Below are 25,423 nucleotides of genomic sequence, written 5' to 3' on the forward strand. Positions count from 1 at the left end.
GGGAGGAAGAAAATGAAGCGTTCCGTGTTTGTGGTGTCGGCCCTGGCCGCGCTGCTGTTGCCGTTGGCCGTCTCGGCGCAAACCGACTGGCCGACCAAGCCGATCTCGATGGTCGTGCCCTATCCGCCGGGCGGCGTGAACGACGCGGTCGCCCGCGTCTATGCCGAGAAGCTCTCGACCGAGCTCGGCAAGCCGGTGATCGTCGACAACCGCGCCGGTGCGGCCACCACCGTGGCGTCCAACTTCGTCGCCAAGGCCGCGCCCGACGGCTACACGATCTATGCCGCCGGCACGTCGCTGATCATCAATCCGACACTGACCGGGCAGGTGCAGTACGACCCGAACAAGAGCTTCGAGCTCGTGTCGCTGATGTCGTTCACGCCCTTCATCTTGCACGTGAACTCGGAGTTCCCGGCCAAGAACATGGCCGAGCTGATCGCCTACGTGAAAGCCAACCCTGGCAAGTTCAACATCGCGAGCTCGGGCATCGGTGCCACCAACCATCTCGCCGCCGAACTGCTGAAGGCGCAGGCCGGTCTCAACATCACGCACGTTCCCTACAAGGGCGGCGCGCAGGCCGGCCAGGACGTGGCGTCGGGCCAGGCGCAGATGATGTTCTCGGCGGCACTCGAGGCCAAGCCGGTGTTGGCGACGGGCCGCACCAAGGCGATCGCGATTTCGAGCCTGAAGCGCTCGCCCGCGTTCCCCGACATCCCGACCGTCGTCGAATCGGCGGGGCTCCCTGATTTCGAGGCGGTGTTCTGGCAGGGCATGGTGGTCCCCGCCGGCACGCCCAAGCCGATCGTCGACAAGCTGCAGAAGGCGATCGCCAAGATCGCCGCCGACCCCGAGGTCATCGAACGCTTCAAGGTCCAGGGCGTCGAGATCCGTTCCTCGACGGAGGCCGAGTTCAAGACCTTCCTCGCCAAGGAAGAGAAGCGCTGGACGACGCTGATCAAGGAACAGAACATCAAGCCGGAGTGAAATAATAGCCCGTCGTCCCGAGCGGAGCGCAGCGTAGTCGAGGGACCTCTTTTCGCTTCAACGGACCGTGTGCCGGAAAAAAGGTCCCTCGACTGCGCCGCCCTTCGGGCGCCTTCGCTCGGGACGACGAGTTTTAGCTACAACGCTCTCCGGAGCGTAAGATTGAAGCGGCGGCGTCCGGTCATCTGGTGCTCGCCGCTTTTCAATGTGAGGATACCGTGATGGGCGAGGCGGGACGGACCGCCCCACACCACGACGTCGCCATGATCCAGCGCGACGCGACGCACCGGATCGGTGCGCTTGGTGCCGCCGAACTGGAAGGTGGCGGGCAGGCCGAGCGACACCGAGACGATGGGATGGCCGTGAAAGGCCTCGTCCTTGTCCTGGTGCAGCGACAGCTTGGTGCCGGGCTCGTAGCGGTTGATCAGGCAGGCATCGGGCACGAAGCCCGTGTAGCCCGCTTCCGTCGCGGCCTCGTCGGCGAGCGTCAGGAACGGCGCCGGCAACGCCGGCCAGGGCTCGCCGCTCGCCGGATCGGTCGACTGGTAGCGGTAGCCCTTGCGGTCGGTGACCCAGCCGGCGGCGCCGCAATTGGTCATCGCCACCGACATCTCGAAGCCGCCCGGCGTAACCATGTTCCGGAAGGGCGCCTGAGCCGAAACCTCTTCGATCGCCGCCAGCAGCGCGACATCACGCAATCGTGCGAATCCGCGAAGCACCGTGGCGCCGGGCGCCAGCGCCTCCTTTCCGCCATCTGCGTCGAACAGGCTCAGTCTCATCGGACAGATATAGGGCATCATCGGCCCGAACATCAGGAGTAGCGTGATGAAGAATTGGATCACTGCCGCCGCTGTGATCGTCGCCGGCATGGCGACCGCGGCCGGTCCCGCCGCCGCGCAATCCGGAGACGCCGCGAAGGGCGCGCGCGTCTTCAACACCCAGTGCAAGTCCTGCCATACGCTGGAGAAGGACGGCACCAGCCACACCGGCCCCAACCTGCACGGCCTGTTCGGCCGCAAGGCCGGCACCGGCGGCGGCTACGAGTCTTCCGACGCCATGAAGAATTCCGGCATCGTGTGGGACGACGCCACGCTCACCGAATACAGCCGCGATCCCAAGGGCAAGGTGCCGGGCACCAAGATGCTCTACAACGGCGTGAAGAACGCCGGCCAGCTCGCCGACCTCGTGGCCTATCTCAAGGAAGCGACGAAGTAGTCAGCGCGCGATCGCGCCGACCAGCGTCTGCGTGAACTGGTCGACCATCGACTGGCTGGTGGCCGAGCCTTCCAGCCAGTCGAGGCGCAGCTTCAGGAAGTTGTTGCGGTAGCCGGTCAGCATCAGCGCCGAATAGATCGGCTTCTTGTCGACGCTGCGGACCGCCGACAGGGTGATGCAGCGGAAGACGAGGCTGCCGACCGCGCAGTCGGTCGGCCCTCTCACCGTCTTGATGTCCTCGTAGCGATTGTATTTTGCGAGCTGGTAGATTTCCTGCAGCGACGTCTGGAACTGCTGCTGCACGACGGGGCTCGACGGGCCGTCGGGGATCGACCGGATGGAGAGGTCGTAGACGTAGACGGTCGCGAGGAGCTGGTCGCCGATGCGGTAGTTCCAGCCATACCCCAGTTCCGGCTTTCCCACCGTCTTGCCGTAGTCCGTCGAAGCGTACTTGGCGGCGCCCGCGATCTGCGGCGGAAAGGTCAGCCCTGTCGCGGGATGGCGATCGGGCGCGGGCACGCGCTGTGGTGGGGAAGGTTGGGCCTGCGGTTGGCCTTGGGCAACGGCTGCGCCGACGACCGTGCCCAGCAAGGCCAGAACGAGAGCCGTGACGCGCAGCAAGGATGCAACCATGAGGACCTCCGGGGGAGGCCACTCTACCCGCGCGCTGTAAAACTGTCGCGTGCGCGGACGTAAGCGATGGATCCCAGGACGATGCCGGCGGCGAGCATGCCGAACACCCAGCGATAGGCGATGTCGCCGGCGCCGAAGGCTTCGACGATGTAACCCGCGATCGCCGGCAGCACCGTGAGGCCCAGGCACTGCGCCATGTTCACCGTGGTGACGCCGCGTCCGGCGAGGCGATCGGGAAACAGCGCGCGGCCCTGGGCCACGATCACCGTGCCGTAGGCGCAGAAGAAGCAGAAGGCGATCAGCAGCGACACCGCGAGCCAGAGCGGCGGATTGGGCAGAGCCGCCATGATCGCCAGCAGCACGGTCGAGATCGCAGCGCCGCCGAACACCACCCGCTTGCGCGAGCGCAGCACGCGGTCCATCGGCCCGTAGGCCAGGATGCCAAGGATCTGCGCCACGCCCATGACGAGCAGCACGTTGCCGCGCGCCACGCCGTCGAGCTTGTGCACGTCGTAGAGATAGGGGCCGCCCCACACGCCCAGCACCGTCAGCATGGTGGCGTAGGCGAAGAAGTGCATGGAAAGCACCGGGCCGAGGCCGGGCGTGCGCCAGACTTCCCAGAGCCCGCGCAGGATCTGGCCGGGTGTTTCCTTGGCCGCTTCGGTGCCCCGATATTCCGGCGGCCGGTCGCGCACGAACATCAGGAAGCCCGCGGCGACCAGCAAGGTGACGGCGCCCAGGCCCAGGAAACCCGCGCGCCAGCCGATCGTGGCCGCGATCCAGGCGAGCGGCGTCGCCGCCGCCAAGGTGCCGATGTTGGAGGCGGCGAACACCCAGGAAAGACGAGTGGCGAGCCGCGCCTGGTCGAACCAGCGCGAGCACAGGAACACCACCGACATGAACGAGGCGGCGCAGCCCACGCCCACGATGGTGCGGCCGACGATGAGATCGGTGGCGTCGCTTGAGCGGGCGATCCAGACCGAGCCCAGCATCGCCAGCAGCGACAGCGCTGCCACGGTGCGGCGTGCGCCGAATCGGTCGAACCACATGCCCACCGGCACCTGCACCGCGAACAGCGCGAAGAAGAAGGCGCTGCCGGCCCAGCCGAGCTGGCGCGGCGTGAGGTCGAGATCGCGCACGAGTTCAGGCGCGATCACGCTGTTCGACACGCGATAGAACTGGCTGAGGCAGGTGACGGCGATCAGCAGGACGAGGAGGAGCGGTCTCGACGACATGACCCTGCTTGCTACCACGAACGCGCCCGACGTTCCTTCGGCGTGGACCGAAGGATGGGCCAATCACCCGTCATCTCGACCGGAGCCTCGCGCAGCGAGGCGAAGTGGAGAGATCTCTTTTCCACGATCCGACGACTTGAAGTGGAAAAAAGGTCTCTCCACTCCGCGCCTGCGGCGCTCCGGTCGAGGCGACGGGTGTTGGTTTATCGCTGCGCTGCGACCAGCAGGAACGACGGCCGCTCTTCCGTGCCCGCCCAGTCGGGATGCGCAGCGACCTGTGCTGCGGTCGAGCACCATTCCTCGAGGCGGGTCAGGGTGAAGCCCATCTCGATCAGCAGGTTGATGTAGCTCGCCAGCGTGCGGTGCTGCTTGATCACGCCCTTGGCGAGCCAGTCGGTCGAGCGTGCGCCTTCGTCGTCGTAGCGGTTGACCGGCCACGACAGGCGGCCGTCGGCGTCGCGCGCCCAGCCGGGCTTGGCCGGCGCGGTGTACATCGGATGCTCGACCGAGAAGACGAAGCGGCCGCCGGGCACCAGGCCGCGGCGCACCTGCTCGAACAGGCCGCGCAGGTTCTCGATGTAGTGCAGCGCGAGCGAACTGTAGACGAGATCGAACCCGCCCTCGGCGAGTGACAGGTTTTCCAGATCGGCACGCTCATACGAGATGGCCGGATCGGCGGTCGTCTCTCTCGCGCGCGCGAGCATGTTCTCCGAGACGTCGAGGCCCTGCACCGAAGTCGCGCCGACCTCGGCCGCCCAGCGGCAGAACCAGCCGAAGCCGCAGCCCAGATCCACGACCCGCAGGCCCTGCATGTCGGGAAGCATCGACTGCAGGGTCGGCCATTCCGGCGCGCCGGCCAGACCTTCCACGGAGCGTGGAAGGCGGCTGTAGCCCGCGAAGAACTCGGCGGTGTCGTAGATGTTCTGGGTCATGGTCCTATTTGACGGCAGCCGCCGCCTTGGCCTGTCGGCAGGCGAGCGCCAGCCCAGCACCAAGATCGGCCAAAAGCTTACCGGTCGCTTCGTCGTTGAGCTTGCCGTCGGCGAACTTGTTCTGCGCCTGGGCGATCATGACCTCGGGCTTGTTGACCGGCCGGCCGTCGAGGAACACCAGCGTCTGGCGAAGCTGGTACTGCGCGCGCGCCGTGCCGAGCACGCCCATCGAGGCGCCGAACAGCGCGACCGGCTTGGTGGCGAAGGGCTGCGGGGTCATGCGCGACAGCCAGTCGATGGCGTTCTTCAGCACGCCCGAGATGCCGTAATTGTATTCCGGGCTCACCAGCACCACGCCGTCGGCTTCGAGCATGGCCTTCTGCGCGGCCTGCACCTTGTCGGGGAAGCCCTTGGCCTGGACGTCGGCGTCGTAGAGCGGCCAGTCGCCGATCTCGATCACCTGGCACGAGGCGCCGGCCGGCAGCCGCTCGATGAAGGCCTGCAGCGACAGGCGGTTGAAGGACGCCTTGCGCAGGCTGCCGCAGAACGCGACGAGTTTGAGGTTCTCGGACATGCGTAGGGTTCCTTTGTCAGCGTGGTCGTAGGCGGCTACATAGGTGGCCTCTGGAATGTTGGCAAACGCGGGAGCAAGGCGAAAGATGATGCGATCCGTACTCGTGGCCGCCGGTGTTGCGGCCGCCGCATTGACCCTTTCGCAAGCTGCCGTCGCGCAGGACCAGCCGCCCGACAAGTGGGTGACGTCCTGCACCATGGAGGGTGGCAAGGATTGCGGCGTGCAGGCGACGATCGACGGCAACAGCCTGCTCGGCCAGTTCCTCGTGATGCGCTACTCGGCGGCCTACAACAAGATCTCGGTGGTCGGCGACGGGCAGGGCGTGCGGGCCAGCGTCCAGGTCGATTCCAACCCGTTCATCTCGACCAGCACCTGCGGCCAGGGCATCTGCCAGTTCGACGACTACAAGTCGGGCCAGCTCCTGCAGCAGTTGCGCACCGGCCAGCAGATCACCGTGCAGCTTCAGCTCCAGGGCACCGAGGCCGGGCCCTTCACCCAGACGCTGAAGGGTTTCGACGCCCAATTGCAGCGGGCGATTGCAGCCCAGCGCGGGCCCTGACGTTAACGATATCGTGTCATGGCCGCTGCACACTCGGCGGCGATGATGCGTAGCCCGCGCCAGCCGGCCGTGCGGTTGCAGATCATCCTGCCGGCAATATCGGAGGAACGCTCATGACCACGATTTTCCGCAGGGGCCTCTTCGGGCTCGCAGCCCTCGCCGCGCTGTCCGCCGTGCCGGCCTTCGCCGAGATGCAGACCTACAAGGCGACCCTGAACGGCGCGAGCCAGGTGCCGCCGGTGACGACCAAGGGCACGGGCGCGCTCACCGCGACCTACGACACCGCCACCAAGAAGCTCACCTGGAACGTGACCTATGCCGACCTGAGCGGCCCGCCGACGGCGGCGCACTTCCACGGTCCGGCCGCGGCCGGCGCCAATGCCGGCGTCGTCATCCCGCAGAAGGACGGCCTCGCCAGCCCGATGAAGGGCGAGGCGACCCTGACCGACGCCCAGGCCGCCGATCTCACGGCCGGCCGCTGGTACTTCAACATCCACACCGACGCCAACAAGGGCGGCGAGATCCGTGGCCAGGTAACGAAGTAGGGACCGACAGCCGTTCTTACTGCTGCCGGCGGTACAGGAAGCAGTTGTCGGCCTTGGGCATCTTGATGCCCTCGTAGTAGGTCATCGCCGTCGGGGCCGAGAGGAGCAGGGTGGTCGTGTTGGCGCCACCTGCTTCGGTACGGGTCATCTCGATCAGGCGGCGGCCGATGCCCTGGCCCTGGCAGGCCTTGTCGACCGCGAGGTCCGACAGATAGCAGCAGAAGCAGAAATCGGTCAGCGAGCGGGCGAAGCCCACCAGCTTGCCGTTCTGGCGCGCGGTCAGGATCAGGTTGGCCTGCTTCAGCATCTGCTCGATGCGCGGACGATCGGTGATCGGGCGGTTCAGGCCCGACTTGGCGACCACGTCGATATATTCGTCGGCGCCGAGATCGTCCTCGCGGGCGTAGATCGTGTTCATTGCGTCAACCATCTCCTCAGTGCGGCCGAGACTTCGGCCGGTTTCTCCAAAGGCGTCATGTGCCCGCTCTCCTCGATCACCACGAGGCGGGCGTTGGCGATGTCGGTCGCCATCTCCTGGGCGCGTGCCGGCGGCGTGACCAGGTCCTGCCGGCCGACGATCACGACGGCGGGCACCTCGATCTCGACCAGGAGCGGGCGGCTGTCGGCGCGCCCCAGGATCGCCTGCTGCTCGCGCACGAACCCGTCGCCGCCGATCTCGCCCGCCATGTCGAGGATCGTCTGGGTGATCGCCTTGTCGGCGATGCGCGAGGGATGGAGGAGCTGCGGCAGCAGGGTCGGGTGCACGCCGTGGAAGCGTCCGATGCGCGTCTGCTCGATGAAGCCGCGCCGCTTGGCCGCCGTCTCGGGCGAATCGGGGCCGGCCTGGGTATCCATCAGGGCGATGCGCTCGACTCGCTGCGGCGCGCGGCGGAAGATTTCCAGCGCGACGTAGCCGCCCATCGAGAAGCCGCACAGCGCGAAGGTCGGCGGCGCGATGGCCAGCGTCGCCTCGGCCATCGCCGCCATCGTGTCGTGGTGCCAGAGCTCGGGGACGGTGAAATCGGCGATATCGGCCAGCGCTTCGATCTGATGGTCGAAGACCTGGCGCGTATTGAGCAGGCCCGGCAGCAGGACGAGCGGAGAACGCGGCATGGGCGGCAGGCCTCAGATCTGGATCTGGTTGCCGAGTTCGATAGCGCGGTTGGGCGGGATGCGGAAGAAGGTCTTGGAGGCCGAGGCCGAGTGGGAGAGCGAGATGAACCAGTCGCGGCGCCAGCGGCCGAGCTTGGAATGCTGCGACGGCACTAGGGTCTCGCGGCCGAGGAAGAACGAGGTCTCCATCTCGTCGTAGGCAATGCCGTGCGGGCGGCAGGCGCGCAGCGCCTCGGGAATGTCGGGCTGTTCGGTGAAGCCGTAATGGGCGACGACGGTGTGGAAGCCCTTGCCCAGCCGCTCGACCTCGACCCGGTTGGCGTCGGACACGACCGGCACGTCCATCGTGTCGACCTGCAGCATGATGATGCGCTCGTGCAGGACCTTGTTGTGCTTCAGGTTGTGCAGGAACGCGGCCGGCGTGTGGGTGGCGTCGGCGGTGAGGAAGACGGCGGTGCCGGCGACGCGGTCGGGCGCGCGCTCCATGCGCTCGAGGAACTGTTTCAGCGGCAGCGATCCTTCGCTCAGCTCCGTGGCGACCAGCTTGCGGCCGCGACGCCAGGTCATGATGGTGAAGTAGATCAGCGAGGCCACGATCAGCGGCAGCCAGCCGCCGTCGGGGATCTTCAATGCGTTGGCAATGAAGAAGGCGAGGTCGGGGATGGCGAGCAGGCCGAACACGGTCGCGGCGAGCGGCCACGACCAGCGCCACACCAGGATCGCGACCGCCATGGCGAGTGCCGCATCGACCAGCATCGCGCCGGTGACCGCCAAGCCATAGGCGCCGGCCAGCGCGCCCGACGAGCCGAAGCCCACGACCAGCGCCACGACGCCCGACATCAGCAGCCAGTTCACCCGCGGGATGTAGATCTGGCCGATCGCCGTCTCGGAGGTGTGATGGATTTCCATGCGCGGCAGGTAGCCGAGCTGGATGGCCTGCCGGGTCAGCGAGAACACACCGGTGATGACCGCCTGCGAGGCGATGACCGCCGCCAGGGTCGAGAGCACGACCAGCACGATGATGTAGTCCTGCGGCACCAGCTCGAAGAAGACCTGGTGCACGACGTGGGGATTCTCGATGATCAGCGCGCCCTGGCCGAAATAGTTCAGCAGCAGGCCCGGCATGACGAGGCTCAGCCAGCCGATGCGGATGGGCTTGCGGCCGAAATGGCCCATGTCGGCGTAGAGCGCCTCGGCGCCGGTGACGGCCAGCACGATCGAGCCGAACGCCCAGAAGATGCCGAAGCCCTGGTCGGAGACGAGGTAATAGGCGTGGATCGGATTGATGGCCGCCAGCACCGACGGGTTCTTGGCCACCTGCCAGGCGCCGAGTACGCCCAGCACCACGAACCACACGAACATCACCGGCCCGAACAGCCGGCCGACATCGGCGGTTCCGCGCGACTGCAGCATGAACAGCGCGACGAGGATGACCAGCGACAGCGGCAGGACGAACGGCGTGAAGGCGGGCGCAGCCGCCGACAGACCCTCGACGGCGGACATCACCGAGACGGCGGGGGTGATGATGGCGTCGCCGTAGAACAGCGCCAGTCCGACCACCGCCAGGACCACGATGGCCCTTCGGGTCCGGCGCGCCTTGCCGTTCAGGCCGCGCGTGGCCAGCGTCGCCAGGGCGAGCACGCCGCCTTCGCCCTTGTTGTCGGCGCGCATGATCAGGGCGACGTACTTGATGGTGACGGTGAGGGTCACCGCCCAGAACAGCATCGAGAGCACGCCCAGCACGTGCTCGCGGGTCGGCGCCATGCCGGAGCCGTGGACGAAGGTCTCACGCAGCGCATAGAGCGGGCTGGTGCCGATGTCTCCGAAGACGACACCGAGCGCACCGACGACCAGGGCGGCACCCACGGGATGGGGCGCGTGCTGGCTGCTGGTGGCGGGTTCGGTGGACGAGGATTGGCTGGTTTCGGCTGGTGCCATGATTACAAACGCCGCCTCGGACGGCGGCGCGGCGAGGGTTTGCGCTTAGCCTCCCGCGCTGTCAACGAGCCAAATAAGGCACCGTTGCGACGAAAGCGCTTGACTTGGAAGCACCCCGCGGGCGGCCTTGGGGATAGGGAGGCTCCCCATGCAAATACAGGCGCAAAAACAGGCCGAAGAACACGCCCAGGCGTACACGGACGTCAGCCAGCCAAGGCTTTACCGGGAGGATAGCTGGGGGCCGCATTTTGCCCGGCTGAGGCGGGAGGACCCGGTCCACTGGCACCCGGACAGCCCGTTCGGGCCATACTGGTCGGTCACCCGCTATGCCGACATCACCAAGGTCGAACTCGACCCGGCGACCTTCTCCTCGGCCTCGGAGCTGGGCGGCATCCAGATCACCGACCAGCCCCAGGGCGAGGAACTGCCCAATTTCATCCGCATGGACCCGCCGCGCCACACCGCCCAGCGCAAGACCGTGGCGCCGATCGTGGCCCCCTCGAACCTCGCCAACATGGAGGGACTGATCCGCCAGCGCACCGCCCAGGTGCTGGACGGCCTGCCGCGCGGAGAAACCTTCGACTGGGCCGATCGGGTCTCGACCGAGCTCACCGCCATGATGCTGGCGACCCTGTTCGATTTCCCGCAGGAGGACCGGCGCAAGCTCACGCACTGGTCCGACGTCGCGATCTGCAACATCGAGGCCGAGGACGCGGTCGTGAAGACCAACGAGGCGCGGATGGCCGAGCTGCGCCATATGGCCGAGACCATGGCGGCGCTCTGGCAGGAGCGCGCCGCACGGCCGCCGACCTTCGACCTGATCTCGATGATGGCGCACAGCGAGGCCACGAAGAACATGCCGACGCGCGAGTTCATCGGGAACTTCGCGCTGCTGATCGTCGGCGGCAACGACACGACGCGCAACTCGATGAGTTCGGGTCTGATGGCGATGCTCGAAAACCCCGCCGAGGTCGAGAAGGTGAAGGCCGATGCCAACCAGATGTCGAGCCTCGTCTCCGAGACGATCCGCTGGGCGACGCCCGTGATCCACATGCGCCGCACCGCGCGCAAGGACTGCGAGCTGGGCGGAAAGCAGATCCGCGCCGGCGACAAGGTGGTGATGTGGTACGTCTCGGGCAATCGCGACGAGACCGCGATCGACGAGCCCGAGCGCTTCGTCGTCGGTCGCCCGAAGGCGCGGCATCACCTGTCCTTCGGCGCCGGCATCCATCGCTGCGTCGGCGACCGCCTCGCCGAGATGCAGATCCGCATCCTGTGGGAGGAGCTTTTAAAGCGCGACCTCGAGATCGAGGTCATGGGCCCGCCCGTGCGCCTCTACTCCAACTTCATCCGCGGCATCCGCTCGCTGCCGGTGCGGATCAGGAATTGACACGAGTAACTCCGTAGTCCTGAGCGAAGCGCCGAAGGCGCGTAGTCGAAGGACCTCTTTTCGTTTCGACACATCGTGCGTCAGAAAAGAGGTCCTTCGACTGCGCCGCCCTTCGGGCGGCTCCGCTCAGGACGACGGATATTTTTAGTTGATGGTGTTCATAGGTCGTGATGTGGGGTCAGGACGACGATCCTCGAATCGTCTCCACGCCCGCGGCAAACGCCTGCTGCAGCAACCACACATCGCCCGCGATCGAGACGAAGTCGTAGCCGAGCTTCACGAACTGCGCGGCCTGCTTCGCATCGACGGCGAGGCGGCCGGCGGATTTAGCGTGCTTCTTCGCCGCTGCGATCGTCGCCTGTTCGGCGGTGAGGAAGTCGGGATGGTCGAAGGCGCCGGGTTCGCCCATGGCGACGGTGAGATCGTTGTGGCCGAGCCACAGCATGTCGACGCCGGGCATCGAGGCGATCTCGTCGGCCGCAGCGGCGCCGCGCGGATCCTCGACCTGAAGGATGATGGCGGTACGCGCATTCTGTTCGGCGAAGCGCGGCAGCAGCGGTTCGGAGCGCATGGCGAACCGTTCGTGCGCGAGGCCCAGCGCCACACCGCGGGTGCCATCGGGCCAGTACTTGGCGGCGTCGAGCACCGCCTTGGCCTGCTCGACCGACGAGACGATCGGCACCATCACGCCGTCGGCGCCGGTGTCGAGCGCGCGCGAGATGTGATGACGCGATTGTGAGGGCACGCGCACGACCAGCGGCAGGTTTGCAGCCTGCATGTAACGCACGACCTGGCGGACGGTATCGAATCCGAAACCGGTGTGTTCCATGTCGAGAACGGCGAATTCCGCGCCGGCTGCCTTCAGGATCTGGCCGATTCCCGGCGTGGCGAACTCGAACAGGAAGGTGCCGATCTTCGTGGGCTTGGTGCCGACGAGTGCGCGCAGTCCGTTACTTGTCATTGTCATTTCCCCCCATAAGGTCCCGATGCTAGCGTGGGACGTCCCCACCAGACATCTACTTTAGGGAGAGACTCATGAAGCTCTATTACATGCCCGGCGCCTGCTCGCTCGGTATCCACGTGCTGCTCGAAGAAATCGGCAAGCCCTACGACCTGCACAAGGTCGACGGCGCCAAGCAGGAACAGTACGGGCCGGAATTCGTGGCGCTCAACCCGAAGTCGAAGGTGCCGACCCTGGTGCGCGACGGCGGTTCGGTGCTGACCGAGTTCCCCGCGATCGCCGTGTGGCTGGCGCGCAAGAACCCCGAGGCCGGCCTGCTGCCGTCCGATGCCGACGGTGAAGCCGCCGCGCTCGAGGCGATGGACTATGCCGTGTCGACCATGCACATGCAGGGCTTCAGCCGCATGTTCCGCCCGGGCAACTTCTCCTACACCGAAGCCGACCACGACAAGGTCAAGGCGCGCGGCAAGGAGATCATGGAGAAGGGCCTCGCCGTCATGGACAAGGCGCTCGAAGGCAAGGAATACCTCGCCGGCAAGTTCTCGGTGGCCGACTCCGCGCTGTTCTATGTTTCGTTCTGGGCGGCCGGCCGCATGAAGATGCCGCTGCCCAAGAACGTCGCCGCCCACTACGAGCGCATGAAGGCCCGTCCGGCCGTGAAGCGCGTGCTGGAGCAGGAAGGCCTCTCGGCCGCGGCCTGATTTCTCTTCGCGATAACCGGACCGCCGCGCGTTTGCGTGGCGGTCCGACCGCGGTCTTCTAAGCGTGGGGCGATCCGCCCGCCGTTGACCGCCTGCAGACGATGTCCGCCAATCGGGTGGCATGTCCGCGACCTTCCTCTACGCACTCGTCATCTTCTCCGCGGTCGCGCATTCGATCTGGAATGCGCTGATGAAGTCGGCCGGCGATCGCACCCTCACCATGGTGACGATCCGCGTGGCCGGTCTGCTGTTCGGGCTCGCCGTTCTGCCGTTCGTCGAATGGCCTGCGCCCGAGAGCTGGAAGTGGCTCGGTCTCACGGCGGCCGTGCAGTTCGCCTATTACGCGCTGCTGATCCGCTCCTACGGCGTGGGCGACATGAGCGTCGTCTATCCGCTGGCGCGCGGCCTGGCGCCGGTGCTGACGACGGTCGCGGCCTTCTTCGCCATCGGCGAGACGCTGAGCATGCTCCAGTTCGTCGCCGTGGGCCTGGTGTCGCTCGGCATCATGGCGCTCTCGTTCGGCAGCGGCGCCAGCCGCGAGGCGGTGGGCTTCGCGCTGGCCACCGGCGTCTCCGTGGCAGCCTACAGTTTCTTCGCGGGCCTCGGCGTGCGTGCTGCCGGCACGGTGCTGGGCTTCCAGGCCTGCCTGGAGATCGTCACCAGCCTCGGGATGGTGGGCTACGCGGTGACGTGCCGGCGCCGCGATCTTTTGGGCCACGCGCGGCGCTTCGGGGCGATCGGCCTGCTGGCCGGGCTTCTGTCGGTGCTGGGCTTCCTCGCCTATCTCGTCGCGGCGCGCAGCCTGCCGCTCGGTCCGGTGACGGCGTTGCGCGAAACCAGCGTCATCTTCGGCGCCATCCTGGGAACCATCGTACTCAAGGAAGGCTTCGGCCTGCGCCGCATCAGCGCGTCGATCCTCGTGACGATCGGGATCGCGCTTCTCGCCGTCGTGCGTTGAGTTAAGCTGCTTCCATGTCCTTGCCTGCCTCCCTTCGCAATCGCCTGCGCCTGCCCCTGATCGCGGCGCCGATGTTCCTCGTATCGGGCCCCGCGCTCGTGACGGCGGCCTGCCGTTCGGGCGTCATCGGTTCGTTCCCGACCGCCAACTGTCGCACCGTCGAGGAACTCGACGTCTGGCTCGCCGGCATGACCGACGATGCGAAGCGCGCCGCCGATACAGATGGTCGTGCGCCCGCGCCCTGGTGTCCCAACCTGATCGTGCATCGTTCCAACCCGCGCGTGCCCGACGATCTCGCGGCCGTGCTGCGGCACAAGGCCGAGATCGTCATCACCTCGGTCGGTTCGCCCGAACCGGTGATGAAGCCGCTCAAGGATGCGGGCTGCCTCGTGCTGGCCGACGTCGCCTCGGTGCGTCATGCCGAGAAGGCGGTGGCGGCGGGCGTCGACGGGCTCGTGCTGCTCACGGCCGGTGCGGGCGGACAGACCGGATGGGTCAATCCCTTCGCCTTCGTGCGCGCGGTTCGGAAGTTCTGGGACGGCATCGTCGTGATGGCGGGCGGCATGGCCGACGGTCACGCCGTCGCGGCGGCGGAGGTGTTAGGCTGCGACCTCGCCTACATGGGCACCAAGTTCATCGCCACGCGCGAGAGCCTGGCCAAGGACGCTTATAAGCAGATGCTGGTGTCGAGCCGCCTCGACGACGTGCTGCTGACGCGCGCCTTCACCGGGCTGGAGACCAACATGCTGCGTCCGTCGATCGCCGCCGCCGGCCTCGATCCCGACAACCTGCCGGTGCGCGGCAGCATCGACATCTCCAAGGATATCAACGCCGCCGAGCGCGATCGGCCCGACGCCAAGCGCTGGAGGGACATCTGGAGCGCCGGCCATTCGGTCTCGGGCGTCGCCGACGTGCCCTCGGTCGCCGAGCTGATCGAGCGGACGGCGGCTGAGTATTTGGCAGCAAAGAAGCCGTCATCCTGAGCGCAGCGAAGGATCTGGCGTCCGCCAGGGAGTACTCCTGAACCAGCGCAAGGTCCTTCGCTGCGCTCAGGACGACAACGTCATTGCGGCTCGATCTTTGCGAGCTTGATGTACTTCGTCCAAAGCTCGCGCTCGCGTTTCACGAAGGCGTCGGCCTTGGCGATGTCCCAGTCGGGCGGCGGCGGTGTGATGCCGATTTCGAGCAGGCGCTTGTGCACTTCGGGCTTGTGCAGCGCCGCCATCACCCAGCCGGCGAGCTTGCGCTGGATCTCGACCGGCACTTCCTTGCGCACCGTGAACGACAGGAACGCGATCGCCTCGAAACCGGGATAGGTCTCGGCGACCGCTTCGAGGTCGGGATATTGCGGCGCGCGTGCCGCGGACGTTACGGCCAGCGCGCGCACCTGGCCCGAGCGCACGTAGCTCTCGCCGATCACGATGTCGGGGAAGGTGACGTGGATGCGCCCGCCGATCAGGTCCTGGATCGCAGGGACCGCGTCCTTGTAGGCGACCTCCTCGAACGCGACGCCGCTCTGTTCGGCGAACAGCGCCGACGGCACGCGCGAGGAGGTGTTGCCGTAGCCCGAGAAGATCGGCTCTCGCCGCGCCTTCGCCCAGGCGACGAACTCCTTCACCGTCCTGTAGGGGGCGTCCTTCGCCACCAGCATGAAGCCCGGGATCGTGCCGTCGACCGCGACCGTGGTGAAGTCGTCGGGATCGTAGGTCATCTGCTTGTAGAGGCTGGGATTGGCCGCAAGGCTCGAGGTCGAGCCGTGCAGCAGGGTGTAGCCGTCGGCCGGCGCGTTCTTCACGATCGCCGTGCCGATCATCGCCGTCGCGCCCGGCTTGTTGTCGATGACGAAGGTCTGCCCCGCCATCTTCTCGACCTCGTGGGCGACGATGCGCGAGACGATGTCGCCCGAGCCGCCGGGCCCGAAGGGGACGACGAGGCGTACAGGCTTCGACGGCCAGTTGGCCTCCTGTGCGCGCACGAGGGACGGGACCGCCGACGCAAGCGGCAGGGAGCCCAGCAGGGCGAGAGCGTTTCTCCGGTTCATGCCGCCAGCGGAGACCGCCGGCGGCTGCCCGTCAATGAAGCTGATAGAGGCCTGATGCGAACGTGAATTCGGCAGGCTTGATCAGCCGCGTGTTGGCGACGGTCACCTTGTGGACCTTGCCGTCGAGATTGCGGTCCCAGAAATCGAGGAATTTGGTGAGGGCGGGGAAACGAGGGGCCAGATCGAGGTTCTGCCAGAGGAAGCTCTGCAGGACGTGCTTGTGATCGGGCATCCAGTAGAGGATTTCGGCGGTTGTGATGCGGTAGTCATTGAGCTGCGCAACAAAACTGCGGTCCATATAGGCCCTCCTTGACACGGTGCGCCTGGGGGAATAGTCACGCACCCTTGCTGGGAAATCAGCAAAAATCGTTCCACTTCAAGGAGTTAGCAGCCGTCTCTCACGATTGCTGCTAGTGCGAACCTACTTCAGGAACCTTTTGTGGGCTGCCTTGACTCATGGAGCCTACAACCCTAAATCCCGTGCGCCATTGGCACTCCTTCTCTGCGAGTGCTGACAGCAATCCATTCGCCGCGGCCGACCGGTCGTGCAGGTCAATCGATCACTGGAGGAAGAAACATGAAGTTCCGTCCGCTTCACGACCGAGTCGTGGTCAAGCGCGTCGAGGAAGAAGGCAAGACCAAGGGCGGGATCATCATTCCCGACACCGCCAAGGAAAAGCCGATGGAAGGCGAGATCGTCGCCGTTGGCCCGGGCGCCCGCGACGAGAAGGGCAACCTGGTTGCTCTGGACGTCAAGAAGGGTGACCGCATCCTGTTCGGCAAGTGGTCGGGCACCGAGATCAAGATCGACGGCCAGGATCTCCTGATCATGAAGGAATCCGACATCATGGGCATCATCGAAGGCTCCGCCTCGATGAAGAAGGCCGCCTAAGCCTCCCCCCATCGACCGAAACAATCACAACATTCGAGAGGAACTAGAAAATGGCAGCCAAGGAAGTCCGTTTTAGCGCCGACGCCCGCCAGCGCATGCTGCGCGGCGTCGACATTCTCGCCGACGCGGTGAAGGTCACGCTCGGCCCGAAGGGCCGTAACGTCGTCATCGACAAGTCGTTCGGCGCGCCGCGCATCACCAAGGACGGCGTCACCGTCGCCAAGGAGATCGAGCTCTCCGACAAGTTCGAGAACATGGGCGCCCAGATGGTGCGCGAAGTGGCCTCGAAGACCAACGACATCGCCGGCGACGGCACGACGACGGCGACCGTTCTCGCCCAGGCGATCGTGCGCGAAGGCGTGAAGTCGGTCGCGGCCGGCATGAACCCGATGGACCTCAAGCGCGGCATCGACCTCGCTGTCGAGGCGGCCGTCGAGGACATCAAGGCGCGCGCCAAGAAGATCACGGGCACGGACGAAGTCGCCCAGGTCGGCACCATCTCGGCCAACGGCGACAAGTCGATCGGCAAGATGATCGCCGAAGCCATGAAGAAGGTCGGCAACGAGGGCGTCATCACGGTTGAAGAGGCCAAGAGCCTGGACACCGAGCTGGACGTCGTCGAGGGCATGCAGTTCGACCGCGGCTATCTCTCGCCGTACTTCATCACGAACGCCGACAAGATGATCGCCGAGCTCGACTCGCCGTACATCCTGCTGTTCGAAAAGAAGCTGTCGGGCCTGCAGGCGATGCTGCCGGTGCTCGAGGCCGTCGTGCAGTCGGGCAAGCCGCTGCTGATCATCGCCGAGGACGTCGAGGGCGAAGCCCTGGCGACCCTGGTCGTGAACAAGCTGCGTGGTGGCCTGAAGATCGCCGCCGTCAAGGCGCCGGGCTTCGGTGACCGTCGCAAGGCGATGCTCGAGGACATGGCGATCCTGACCGGCGGTCAGCTGATCTCCGAGGACCTCGGCATCAAGCTCGAGAACGTCACGCTCGACATGCTCGGCAAGGCCAAGAAGGTCCTCGTCGAGAAGGAAAACACCACGATCGTCGACGGCTCGGGCAAGAAGGCGGACCTCCAGGCCCGCATCAGCCAGATCCGCGCTCAGATCGAGGAGACCACCTCGGACTACGACCGCGAGAAGCTCCAGGAGCGCCTGGCCAAGCTCGCCGGCGGTGTTGCGATCATCAAGGTCGGCGGCGCCACCGAGGTCGAGGTCAAGGAGAAGAAGGACCGCGTTGATGACGCCATGCACGCCACCAAGGCTGCGGTGGAAGAGGGTGTCGTCGCCGGCGGTGGTTCGGCTCTGCTCTACGCGATCCGCGCGCTCGACAAGATCCGTACCGCCAACGACGACCAGAAGGTCGGCATCGAGATCGTGCGTCGTGCGCTGCAGGCGCCCGTCCGCCAGATCGCCGAGAACGCCGGCTACGACGGCGCCGTCGTTGCGGGCAAGATGCTCGAGCAGAAGGACACTTCGTTCGGCTTCGACGCCCAGAAGGGTGACTACGGCGATATGGTCAAGGCCGGCATCATCGATCCGGTGAAGGTCGTTCGTACGGCCCTGCAGGACGCCGCTTCGGTGGCCGGTCTGCTGGTCACGACCGAGGCGATGATCGCCGAGAAGCCGGAGAAGAAGGCCCCGATGATGCCGCCGGGTGGCGACGGCGGCATGGGCGGCATGGACTTCTAAGTCCATTCTTCTCGAAGAAATGCGGAAAGGCCGGGGAGCGATCCCCGGCCTTTTCTTTTGCTTGTATGCTCTCGGCCACTGGGAGGGGCTGAAGCGATGCGATGGCTCTGGGTGATTGCCGGGATGCTGCTTGCGACGTCTGCCAACGCTCGCGAGGCTCGTGACTACGAGGCCGACGAGACGTCGATGGTGAGCTGCATCGAGGAGGCCGAAAAGGCGCTGCTGCAGACAGGCACGGACATCAGGCGCCAGTGCATCGGCTTGGAGACGCGAAGCTGCATGAGCGGTACCGAAGACACCTATCAGCCGCATAAGCGGATGTTCTGCGCCTCCGCCGAAGCCGAGGTCTGGTCCAAGCTCATGCAGGACGCATTTGCGGCTCTGATTGCCCGTTACACGAAGCAGGACGCGGAGCAGGGCAAGGAACGGACGGGCGTCGAGTACGAGCCCGTCGTTCCTGCCTTGAAGCAAGCGCACGAGGCCTGGGAGCAAAGCAAGGACTGCGAGTTCGCCCGAATCCAGCCCGGAATCGGAACCGACAGAATCGATGCACCTGCGCGATGTGGACGGGATCAGGCGGCGGAGCGCGCTCTGCTGTATCGCCGCTGGCTAAAGGGGCAGCCCTATTGAAGCCTTCCTATCCTCTGTCCATCAAAGGCGTGCTGATCCATCAGGACCGAGTCCTGCTGTTGCTGAACGAGCGCGGCGAATGGGATCTGCCCGGTGGCAGGCCAGATGCCGGCGAGGATCATCGCGCGGCGCTGGTGCGAGAGGTACGGGAAGAGACCGGGCTGGCCGTCGAAGTCGGCGCGCTGGTCGACGAGCATCTGTTCGAGGTGTTGCCGCAGCGCTTCGTGCGCATCGTCGCTTATGTCTGCACGCTGCAGACCGAGGGCGAGATTGCCCTCAGTCATGAACATCGCGGTGCGCGCTGGATCGGGCTCGACGATCTCGGCGAACGGATCGCCGGCCATCCTCTCCCGGCGGGCTATCTCGGCGCGATCCGCCAGGCTGCCTGCCAGCCCTTGTCGCCGTAGCTGCGGCTGGTCTCGATCTTCAGGAAGCGGTCGTGCGCGCCGGCGGCGCCGAGCCACAGCTCGTTCCAGCCGTCGAAGCCCGCCAGCGGATCGGCAAGCTGAAGCTCGCGGGCGAGCTTCCAGCCGTCCATGCGCACGGTGACCGCGCCGTCCTTCTCGTCGGTCGCGACCTCTTCGCCTTCGGCGGCAAGCACTGCCGCCAGCCAGCGCGCGAACAGGCGGGCGCTGTCGAGATCGCCGGTCTCGACGTCGGTCGGCAGGTCGAGCTCGCGCGCCGTCTCCTCGTGGAACTGCAGCCCGACCAGGCGCGCGACGCGGCCCATCTCGGTCTGCGCGTCCTTCGGGCCCAAAAGGTCCTGCAGCACCGGCAGCATGGTCTGCACATAGCCCATCGCATAGGAGCGGAAGGTGCGCAGGCGGCGCTCTTCCGGCCAGTTGGCCGTCTCGAGCTTGGGCTGCGTCTTCCAGTCGATGCGCGGCATCTCCTCGTCGTAGGCGAAGCGCACGCGCTCCTCCTCCTTCAGGGGGCGGCCGTAGTCGTAATAGTAGCCTTCGAGGCCGGGCTTGCCGTCGACCGTCATGCCGGTGCAGACGAAACCGAGGCCCGGATTGTTCAACGACGTGCCGTTGTGGCCGTGCCAGCCGTGCAGGAAGGCCGCCGACACTTCGTGCGGCACGGCCGCGATCGCGGTGCCCTTCCACATCCAGCGCGGCGGCGGATAGCGCACCCAGGCCTTGGTGTCGCTTTCGCGCAAGTACCCGGTCTTAACGCCGCCCAGCGCGTTGGAGTGATAGTGGTAGAGCGCGCAGGCCGGCGCGTCCTTCTCGCCCGCGAGGCCGAGCTTCTGCAGGCCCGGCTTGAACTTCTCGAGGTGCTGCTTGCGGAAGTGGCGGAAGATGTACTCGCGCGCCGTGTCGCTGCCGCGCCGCGAGACGAGGCCGAGGACCAGCGCCGTCATCAGCGCATTGTAGAGCGTGCCGACCGCCCTGTAGGCGGCCGCTTCAGCCATGATGGCCGTCGATCAGGATGGCCTTGGAGTGACCCGCCTTCAGGCGCATCGCGAGGACCGGCTTGTACTCTTCCGAGTGATAGAAGCGCTCGGCCTTGGCGCGGTCGGGGAATTCCAGCACCACGACGCGGGCCGGCGTCCAGCCGCCTTCGAGGCTCGTGCAGTTGCCGCCGCGCACGATGAACTTGCCGCCGAACTTCGACACGAGGCCGGGCGTGTGCTTGCGGTACTCCGCCATCAGCTCTTCGTCCTTGGTGTCGATCTCGACGATGATATAGGCCGTCATCTCTTCCTCCCTCGTCAGCCGGTTTCCATGGGCAGGGCCGGATCGTTGGCCCATTCCTGCATGGAATTGTCGTACACCGAGACGTTCCTATGACCCAAGAGCGCCGTGAGCACGAAAGCGTCGAGCGTGGCCGCTATGCCGCCGCCGCAATAGACCAGCACGCGCTTGTCGGGCGCGGCGCCCACGCCCTCGAAGGCCGCGCGCAGGTCGGCGATCGGCTTCAGCGCCTTGTCGGGCCCGAAGAGACTGGCGGCCGGCACGCAGGACGAGCCGGCGATGCGGCCCGGGCGGCCATAGACCACGCCGCCACCGTTGTGCTGGTCGTGGCTCAGCGCGTTGAGGGTCAAGGTCGAGGCGTCGCCGATCGCGCCCTTGATCGCATTCTTGTCGACGAAGATCTCCGGGCGGCCGCGCAGCGAGAGCGTGGCCGGCGGATGCGTCGCCGCTTCGGTCGAGAGCGGGCGGCCTTCGGCCTTCCACTTGTCGAGGCCGCCATCGAGAATCGCCACCTCGTCGAAGCCGACGGCCCGCAGCATCCACCAGATGCGGCTCGCCCACACCGGCGAGGCATGGCTGTAGAGGACCACGAAGGTGCCGTGACCGACGCCCTTGGCCGCGAAGGCCTTGGTGAGATCCTCGAGCGACGGCAGGGTGAAGCGCAGCTTCGAGCCCTTGTCGGAAAGATCAGCCTGGAGGTCGAGATAGGCCGCGCCGGGGATGTGGCCGGCGTCGTAGTTGGCGCGGCCACTCTCGGCGACCAGGCGGCCGTCGGGTCCGGGCTTGAGATAGGTGGTGCAGTCGAAGACGCGAAGCGCGGGGGCGCCGAGCTGGCGCGCGAGGTCTTCCGTCGTGATCAGGTTGGCCGAATGGGCCATGTCGCTCTCCCGAGGTTGGGGAGAGCGGAGACTAGCGCGGTTCCTGTGACCGGTGCGCTAACTCTGTCGAGGCGAGGTGTTAAATCGTCTTCGACGGCAGCGGCGGAACGCTGACCGGGCCGGACGACGGCGCGGCAGTCGTCGGCGCCGGCGTGGCGGCCGGCGGATTGAGCTGGCCGAGCTCGGGCGACTTCGGAGCGGCCGGCGTGGCGCCGGTCTTCTTGGTCTTCTTGGCGGGCTGCGCCTTGGCGACCTGGACCTTCTTCAGGCACGAGGTGCGCTGCGAGCTGCTCTTGATCTTGTTGCAGGACGCGGCGGAGACGCCAGCCTTGGGCTTGGCGGTCGGGGTCGGCGTGGCGGCAGGCAGGGTCTCGTCCTGCGCGAAGGACGGGGCGGCAAAAGCGACCGCAGCCAGGGCGGCCATGCTGGCGATCAAAAGACGCATGAGATTCTCCCGGGCCGCTTGCGATTGGGGGACATTTGCGGCCTCGCTATATCCTTAAAATGCTATGTGATTTGTACTGTTTATGTCAAATTCTTAATGCTTTAGACCAACTGCAATCGGACTGTCCGTGCAGGCCATCCTCAACGTCGCCTTCCCGATCTTCGGCGTCATCCTGGCGGGCTTCCTGGCCGGCCGCTGGCGCATCCTGGGGCCCGAGGCGACGACGGCGCTCAACGCCTTCGTGAGCTACTTTGCCCTGCCGGTGCTGTTCTTCGGCACCTTGGCGCGCACCCCGGTGGCCGCGGTGCTCGACCCCGCCCTGATGACGGGCTTCACCATCGCCGTGGTCGCGACCTTCGTCGTCGGCATGATCACGACGCGCCTGGTTTCGCGAGGCGGTCTCGCCGCCATGAGCCTGCAGGGCATCGCGGCCTCCTGGGGCAATGTCGGCTACATGGGCGTGCCGCTCTGCCTGGCGGCCTTCGGCGAGGCGGGGCTGCCGCCCGCGATGCTCACGGTGATCGTGACGGCCGTCGTGTCGATGGTGTTCGGCGTCATGCTGATCGAACTCGAGGTCGCGGCGGGCCATGGCCCGGTCCGGACCTTCCTGCGCGCCGCCTTCAACGTGGCGCGCAACCCGCTGCCGCTGTCGATCGCGCTCGGCATCGTGGCGTCGTGGATCGGCGTGCCGATCCCGGTGCCGGTCGAGAAGTGGCTCGACCTGATGGGGGCCGCCGCCGCGCCCTGCGCCCTGTTCGCCATCGGGCTCTTCCTCTCGGACAAGTCGATCAAGAGCGGCCTGGCTGAAGCCGGCCTCGCCACCCTGATCAAGCTGCTGCTGCAGCCGCTGGCGGCGTTGCTGATCCTGCCGTTCTTCGTGCCGATCGATTCGGTCGCGGCCAAGGTGGCGCTGCTGATGGCGTCGCTGCCGACAGCGGCCAACGCGTTCGTGCTGGCCAAGCAGTTCAACGTGTCGGTCGAGCAGAACACTGCAGCGGTTCTGCTGTCGACGGGCTTCTCGGTGGTCACGGTTTCTGCTTTGCTGGTCTGGCTGCGCGTCACCTGACGACGAAAAGGGGAGAAGACCCATGCTTCAGGAATTCAAGAAGTTCGCCATGCGGGGCAACGTCGTGGATCTCGCCATCGGCGTGATCATCGGCGCGGCCTTCAGCAAGATCATCGATTCGCTGGTCGGCGACGTCATCATGCCGATCATCGGCAGGGTCGCGGGCGGGCTCGACTTCACCAACTACTTCATCGGCCTCACCCCGGCCGCCAGCGCAGCCCCGACCTACGAGGCCGCCAAGAAGGCCGGCGCGACCCTGGGCTACGGCACGTTCCTGACGGTGACGGTGAACTTCCTGATCATCGCCTGGGTCCTGTTCCTGGTGATCAAGGGCATGAACCGCGTGATCAAGCAGGAAGAGGCCGCCCCCGCGCCGCCGGCCCCGCCGACCAAGGAGCAGGAACTGCTGACGGAGATCCGCGACCTCCTGAAGGCGCGCGGCTAAGCCGCCGCCTTCTTCTCGGCGAACACAGCATCGAGACGGCGGGCGAGGCCGTCGGAAATCTTCGTGAGCGGCAGGCGGCATTCCGGCGAGGCGATCAGGCCCTGACGCCACAGGAGATGCTTGATCGGCATCGGATTGGCTTCGGCAAACAGCATCGGCACGAAATGGCTGAGCGGTGCCCAGGCCTTGCGCGCGCCGACGAGATCGTTGGCGCTGAAGCAACGTTCGACCTCGACGAAGCCCTCCGTCATGAGATGGCTCGCGGCGAGAATGCCGCCCTCGGCGCCGTTGGCGCGCATGGTGAAGAACAGCGCATCCTCGCCGGTCAGCACGGCGAAGTCCGCGGGCTTGCGGCGTAAGAGCTCGAGCGACTGCTCGACGCTGCCGGAACTGTCCTTCACGCCGACGATGTTCGGCACCTCGGCCAATTCGAGCAGCGAGTCGTTGGAGAGGTTCACAGCCGTGCGATAGGGGATGTTGTAGATCACCACGTCGCGGTCGGTCGCCGCGGCGATGCGCCGGAAGTGCGCGATCAGCCCGTCCTGGCTCGGGCGATTGTAGTAGGGGCACACCGACAGGATGCCGGCGATCGGCAGGTGGCGGAGCCGCTTCAGCTCCTTCTCGACCTTGGCCGTGGCATTGCCGCCGACACCCGCGAACACCGGCACGCGGCCGTTGGCGACGGCGAGCGTGCGTTCGATCACGGCGGCGATCTCGTCTTCGTCGAGGGCGGGTGATTCACCGGTCGTGCCAAGCGGCAGCAGCCCGTCGACGCCCTTGGCGATGTAGTGGTTCACCAGCCGGTCGAAGCTCGTGAAGTCGATGGCGCCGTCCTTGAACGGCGTGATGAGCGGCAGCCAGAGGCCGGAGATCTTCGTGGTCATGGCGCCACGCTAGGGCGATCCAATGAATAACAAAAACGAATGTTTTTGATGGGATCGTTCGGAAATGATTATATGTGGGAATGCGCAAGGACCTCGACATGGCGCTGGTGCGCGCCTTCCTCACTGTCGTCGAAGCGGGCGGCGTCACCCGCGCCGCCACGGCGCTCGGCATGAGCCAGGCCGCCGCCAGCCAGCAGATCAAGCGGCTGGAGGAGGCGCTCGATTGCCGCCTGTTTGCGCGCCAGGGGCGTGGGCTGGTGCTGGCGCCGGCGGGCGAGCGGCTGCTCGAACAGGCGCGCCGCCTGGTGGCGATGAACGACGAGGTCTGGTCGTCGATGCGCGCGCCGCAGTTCGAAGGCGAGGTTCGCTTCGGCGTTCCCTACGACATCATCGGCAGCTTCGTGCCGGCGATCCTGCGGGGCTTCGCCAAGGCGCAGCCCAAGGTGAGGGTCAGCCTCGTCTGCGAGGATTCGCGCGTCATCCGCGAGGAGCTGAAGTCGGGCGGCGTCGATCTCGCAATGACGACGGAAACCGAATGCGGCCGTCACGGCGAGACGTTGCGCACCGATCGCTTGGTGTGGGTCGGCGCGGCCGACGGTGATGCGCATCTGAAGGATCCGTTGCCGGTGTCGCTCGGCGCGCCGACCTGCGTGTTCCGTCCCGTCGCCGTCGAGGCATTGGGCAAGGCGCGGCGCGACTGGCGCGCGGTCTGCGAGGTGAGCCGGCTCGAACCGGTCTATGCCGTGCTCGAGGCGGGGCTCGCGGTGGCGCCGCTGCTGCGCTCCTCGGTGCCCGAGCGTTTCGTGATCCTGGGCCGCGAGGCGCGGCTGCCGGCGCTGCCGGAGTTTCGGATCAATCTTTACGCGCCGCCGAACCTCGGGCCCGCCGCGCGCGATCTTGCCGATCATGTGCGAGCCAGCTTTTCCGGCCGGTCACGAAACCACAACAATTGATACCAAGCGCCCCCTGTGCCGGGACCGCGCCGCCCCGTATCTTCGCGCGCATGGACAGAC

Annotated in this window: 31 protein-coding genes; 15 read left to right on the forward strand and 16 right to left on the reverse strand. The window is 66.5% G+C overall.

What is annotated here, in order from left to right; genetic code table 11:
• Positions 1 to 12 precede the first annotated feature (12 nt).
• Positions 13 to 984, forward strand: coding sequence for a Bug family tripartite tricarboxylate transporter substrate binding protein (locus AC1RP5_RS06920; RefSeq protein ID WP_493109881.1), 972 nt, complete (start codon positions 13 to 15; stop codon positions 982 to 984).
• Between the two features lie 137 nt (positions 985 to 1,121).
• Here AC1RP5_RS06920 and alkB read toward each other — a convergent pair whose 3' ends face one another.
• Positions 1,122 to 1,763, reverse strand: coding sequence for a DNA oxidative demethylase AlkB (alkB, locus tag AC1RP5_RS06925; RefSeq protein ID WP_493113304.1), 642 nt, complete (start codon positions 1,761 to 1,763; stop codon positions 1,122 to 1,124).
• A 46-nt stretch (positions 1,764 to 1,809) separates the two neighbouring features.
• Here alkB and AC1RP5_RS06930 point away from each other — a divergent pair, with 46 nt between their 5' ends.
• Complete coding sequence (locus tag AC1RP5_RS06930; protein ID WP_493109882.1) at positions 1,810 to 2,199, forward strand: c-type cytochrome; 390 nt, start codon at positions 1,810 to 1,812, stop codon at positions 2,197 to 2,199.
• Here the strand turns inward: AC1RP5_RS06930 and AC1RP5_RS06935 are convergent, their stop codons facing one another.
• The 4 genes from AC1RP5_RS06935 to AC1RP5_RS06950 form a co-directional block, all read right to left on the reverse strand.
• Positions 2,200 to 2,832, reverse strand: a complete 633-nt coding sequence (locus AC1RP5_RS06935; RefSeq protein WP_493109883.1) for a hypothetical protein — start codon at positions 2,830 to 2,832, stop codon at positions 2,200 to 2,202.
• A gap of 23 nt (positions 2,833 to 2,855) precedes the next feature.
• On the reverse strand, positions 2,856 to 4,067 hold the full coding sequence (locus tag AC1RP5_RS06940; protein ID WP_493109884.1) for an MFS transporter: 1,212 nt from the start codon (positions 4,065 to 4,067) through the stop codon (positions 2,856 to 2,858).
• A 203-nt stretch (positions 4,068 to 4,270) separates the two neighbouring features.
• Positions 4,271 to 4,999, reverse strand: a complete 729-nt coding sequence (locus tag AC1RP5_RS06945) for a class I SAM-dependent methyltransferase (RefSeq protein WP_493109885.1) — start codon at positions 4,997 to 4,999, stop codon at positions 4,271 to 4,273.
• 4 nt (positions 5,000 to 5,003) lie between these two features.
• A complete protein-coding gene (locus AC1RP5_RS06950) occupies positions 5,004 to 5,573 on the reverse strand; it encodes an NADPH-dependent FMN reductase (protein ID WP_493109886.1) in 570 nt (189 codons plus the stop codon).
• Positions 5,574 to 5,658: 85 nt separating this feature from the next.
• On the opposite strand from AC1RP5_RS06950, the gene AC1RP5_RS06955 reads away from it, so the two are divergent.
• Positions 5,659 to 6,132 carry a hypothetical protein gene (locus tag AC1RP5_RS06955; RefSeq protein WP_493109887.1) on the forward strand — a complete coding sequence of 158 codons (474 nt, stop codon included), beginning with the start codon at positions 5,659 to 5,661 and terminating at the stop codon, positions 6,130 to 6,132.
• 113 nt (positions 6,133 to 6,245) lie between these two features.
• Positions 6,246 to 6,677, forward strand: coding sequence for a CHRD domain-containing protein (locus tag AC1RP5_RS06960; protein ID WP_493109888.1), 432 nt, complete (start codon positions 6,246 to 6,248; stop codon positions 6,675 to 6,677).
• Between the two features lie 16 nt (positions 6,678 to 6,693).
• Here AC1RP5_RS06960 and AC1RP5_RS06965 read toward each other — a convergent pair whose 3' ends face one another.
• The 3 genes from AC1RP5_RS06965 to AC1RP5_RS06975 are packed head-to-tail and all read right to left on the reverse strand — an operon-like array spanning position 6,694 to position 9,728.
• Entirely contained in the window at positions 6,694 to 7,095 is a 402-nt protein-coding gene (locus AC1RP5_RS06965; protein WP_493109889.1) for a GNAT family N-acetyltransferase, read from the reverse strand.
• On the reverse strand, positions 7,092 to 7,790 hold the full coding sequence (locus AC1RP5_RS06970; RefSeq protein WP_493109890.1) for an alpha/beta fold hydrolase: 699 nt from the start codon (positions 7,788 to 7,790) through the stop codon (positions 7,092 to 7,094). Before AC1RP5_RS06970 ends, AC1RP5_RS06965 begins: the two co-directional genes overlap by 4 nt.
• Positions 7,791 to 7,802: 12 nt before the next feature.
• The gene (locus AC1RP5_RS06975; protein WP_493109891.1) at positions 7,803 to 9,728 is read right to left on the reverse strand and encodes a potassium transporter Kup; all 1,926 of its coding nucleotides are present in this window, start codon (positions 9,726 to 9,728) and stop codon (positions 7,803 to 7,805) included.
• Between the two features lie 148 nt (positions 9,729 to 9,876).
• Between AC1RP5_RS06975 and AC1RP5_RS06980 the strand changes: the two genes are divergently transcribed.
• Positions 9,877 to 11,118, forward strand: coding sequence for a cytochrome P450 (locus AC1RP5_RS06980; protein WP_493109892.1), 1,242 nt, complete (start codon positions 9,877 to 9,879; stop codon positions 11,116 to 11,118).
• Positions 11,119 to 11,296: 178 nt separating this feature from the next.
• On the opposite strand, the gene AC1RP5_RS06985 is transcribed toward AC1RP5_RS06980, so the two are convergent.
• Positions 11,297 to 12,079: an HpcH/HpaI aldolase family protein gene (locus AC1RP5_RS06985; RefSeq protein WP_493109893.1), complete on the reverse strand. Its 783-nt coding sequence runs from the start codon at positions 12,077 to 12,079 to the stop codon at positions 11,297 to 11,299.
• 74 nt (positions 12,080 to 12,153) lie between these two features.
• On the opposite strand from AC1RP5_RS06985, the gene AC1RP5_RS06990 reads away from it, so the two are divergent.
• The 3 genes from AC1RP5_RS06990 (at position 12,154) to AC1RP5_RS07000 (ending at position 14,721) form a co-directional block, all read left to right on the forward strand.
• A complete protein-coding gene (locus tag AC1RP5_RS06990; protein WP_493109895.1) occupies positions 12,154 to 12,780 on the forward strand; it encodes a glutathione S-transferase family protein in 627 nt (208 codons plus the stop codon).
• Positions 12,781 to 12,901: 121 nt separating this feature from the next.
• Entirely contained in the window at positions 12,902 to 13,738 is an 837-nt protein-coding gene (locus tag AC1RP5_RS06995; RefSeq protein WP_493109896.1) for an EamA family transporter, read from the forward strand.
• A gap of 14 nt (positions 13,739 to 13,752) precedes the next feature.
• On the forward strand, positions 13,753 to 14,721 hold the full coding sequence (locus AC1RP5_RS07000; protein WP_493109897.1) for an NAD(P)H-dependent flavin oxidoreductase: 969 nt from the start codon (positions 13,753 to 13,755) through the stop codon (positions 14,719 to 14,721).
• An 80-nt stretch (positions 14,722 to 14,801) separates the two neighbouring features.
• On the opposite strand, the gene AC1RP5_RS07005 is transcribed toward AC1RP5_RS07000, so the two are convergent.
• Positions 14,802 to 15,779 carry a Bug family tripartite tricarboxylate transporter substrate binding protein gene (locus tag AC1RP5_RS07005; protein ID WP_493109898.1) on the reverse strand — a complete coding sequence of 326 codons (978 nt, stop codon included), beginning with the start codon at positions 15,777 to 15,779 and terminating at the stop codon, positions 14,802 to 14,804.
• Between the two features lie 31 nt (positions 15,780 to 15,810).
• The gene (locus AC1RP5_RS07010) at positions 15,811 to 16,077 is read right to left on the reverse strand and encodes an usg protein (protein WP_493109899.1); all 267 of its coding nucleotides are present in this window, start codon (positions 16,075 to 16,077) and stop codon (positions 15,811 to 15,813) included.
• Positions 16,078 to 16,356: 279 nt separating this feature from the next.
• Here AC1RP5_RS07010 and groES point away from each other — a divergent pair, with 279 nt between their 5' ends.
• The 4 genes from groES (at position 16,357) to AC1RP5_RS07030 (ending at position 19,399) form a co-directional block, all read left to right on the forward strand.
• Positions 16,357 to 16,671 (forward strand): co-chaperone GroES, encoded by a 315-nt coding sequence (gene groES / locus AC1RP5_RS07015; RefSeq protein WP_493109900.1) that lies wholly within the window; start codon positions 16,357 to 16,359, stop codon positions 16,669 to 16,671.
• Between the two features lie 50 nt (positions 16,672 to 16,721).
• Positions 16,722 to 18,362: a chaperonin GroEL gene (gene groL, locus AC1RP5_RS07020; RefSeq protein ID WP_493109901.1), complete on the forward strand. Its 1,641-nt coding sequence runs from the start codon at positions 16,722 to 16,724 to the stop codon at positions 18,360 to 18,362.
• A gap of 96 nt (positions 18,363 to 18,458) precedes the next feature.
• The gene (locus AC1RP5_RS07025) at positions 18,459 to 18,992 is read left to right on the forward strand and encodes a lysozyme inhibitor LprI family protein (RefSeq protein WP_493109902.1); all 534 of its coding nucleotides are present in this window, start codon (positions 18,459 to 18,461) and stop codon (positions 18,990 to 18,992) included.
• Positions 18,989 to 19,399, forward strand: coding sequence for an NUDIX hydrolase (locus tag AC1RP5_RS07030; RefSeq protein WP_493109903.1), 411 nt, complete (start codon positions 18,989 to 18,991; stop codon positions 19,397 to 19,399). Before AC1RP5_RS07025 ends, AC1RP5_RS07030 begins: the two co-directional genes overlap by 4 nt.
• On the opposite strand, the gene AC1RP5_RS07035 is transcribed toward AC1RP5_RS07030, so the two are convergent.
• The 4 genes from AC1RP5_RS07035 to AC1RP5_RS07050 all read right to left on the reverse strand — a co-directional run bounded on the left by AC1RP5_RS07035 (position 19,351) and on the right by AC1RP5_RS07050 (position 22,015).
• Entirely contained in the window at positions 19,351 to 20,409 is a 1,059-nt protein-coding gene (locus tag AC1RP5_RS07035; protein ID WP_493109904.1) for a hypothetical protein, read from the reverse strand. The two genes, AC1RP5_RS07030 and AC1RP5_RS07035, sit on opposite strands and share 49 nt — an antisense overlap.
• Entirely contained in the window at positions 20,402 to 20,695 is a 294-nt protein-coding gene (locus AC1RP5_RS07040; RefSeq protein WP_493109905.1) for a DUF1330 domain-containing protein, read from the reverse strand. The genes AC1RP5_RS07035 and AC1RP5_RS07040 overlap by 8 nt, the downstream gene beginning before the upstream one ends.
• 14 nt (positions 20,696 to 20,709) lie before the next feature.
• On the reverse strand, positions 20,710 to 21,570 hold the full coding sequence (locus tag AC1RP5_RS07045; RefSeq protein ID WP_493109906.1) for a sulfurtransferase: 861 nt from the start codon (positions 21,568 to 21,570) through the stop codon (positions 20,710 to 20,712).
• A gap of 79 nt (positions 21,571 to 21,649) precedes the next feature.
• The gene (locus tag AC1RP5_RS07050; RefSeq protein ID WP_493109907.1) at positions 21,650 to 22,015 is read right to left on the reverse strand and encodes a hypothetical protein; all 366 of its coding nucleotides are present in this window, start codon (positions 22,013 to 22,015) and stop codon (positions 21,650 to 21,652) included.
• 127 nt (positions 22,016 to 22,142) lie between these two features.
• On the opposite strand from AC1RP5_RS07050, the gene AC1RP5_RS07055 reads away from it, so the two are divergent.
• Together AC1RP5_RS07055 and mscL are read left to right on the forward strand one after the other, a co-directional pair.
• The gene (locus AC1RP5_RS07055) at positions 22,143 to 23,081 is read left to right on the forward strand and encodes an AEC family transporter (RefSeq protein WP_493109908.1); all 939 of its coding nucleotides are present in this window, start codon (positions 22,143 to 22,145) and stop codon (positions 23,079 to 23,081) included.
• 22 nt (positions 23,082 to 23,103) lie between these two features.
• On the forward strand, positions 23,104 to 23,526 hold the full coding sequence (gene mscL / locus AC1RP5_RS07060; RefSeq protein WP_493109909.1) for a large conductance mechanosensitive channel protein MscL: 423 nt from the start codon (positions 23,104 to 23,106) through the stop codon (positions 23,524 to 23,526).
• Here mscL and dapA read toward each other — a convergent pair.
• Positions 23,523 to 24,410, reverse strand: a complete 888-nt coding sequence (dapA, locus tag AC1RP5_RS07065; protein ID WP_493109910.1) for a 4-hydroxy-tetrahydrodipicolinate synthase — start codon at positions 24,408 to 24,410, stop codon at positions 23,523 to 23,525. The two genes, mscL and dapA, sit on opposite strands and share 4 nt — an antisense overlap.
• 80 nt (positions 24,411 to 24,490) lie before the next feature.
• On the opposite strand from dapA, the gene AC1RP5_RS07070 reads away from it, so the two are divergent.
• Entirely contained in the window at positions 24,491 to 25,363 is an 873-nt protein-coding gene (locus AC1RP5_RS07070) for a LysR family transcriptional regulator (RefSeq protein ID WP_493109911.1), read from the forward strand.
• Positions 25,364 to 25,423: the final 60 nt, after the last annotated feature.

Source organism: Reyranella sp. GW821-FHT12G01 (assembly GCF_058806575.1).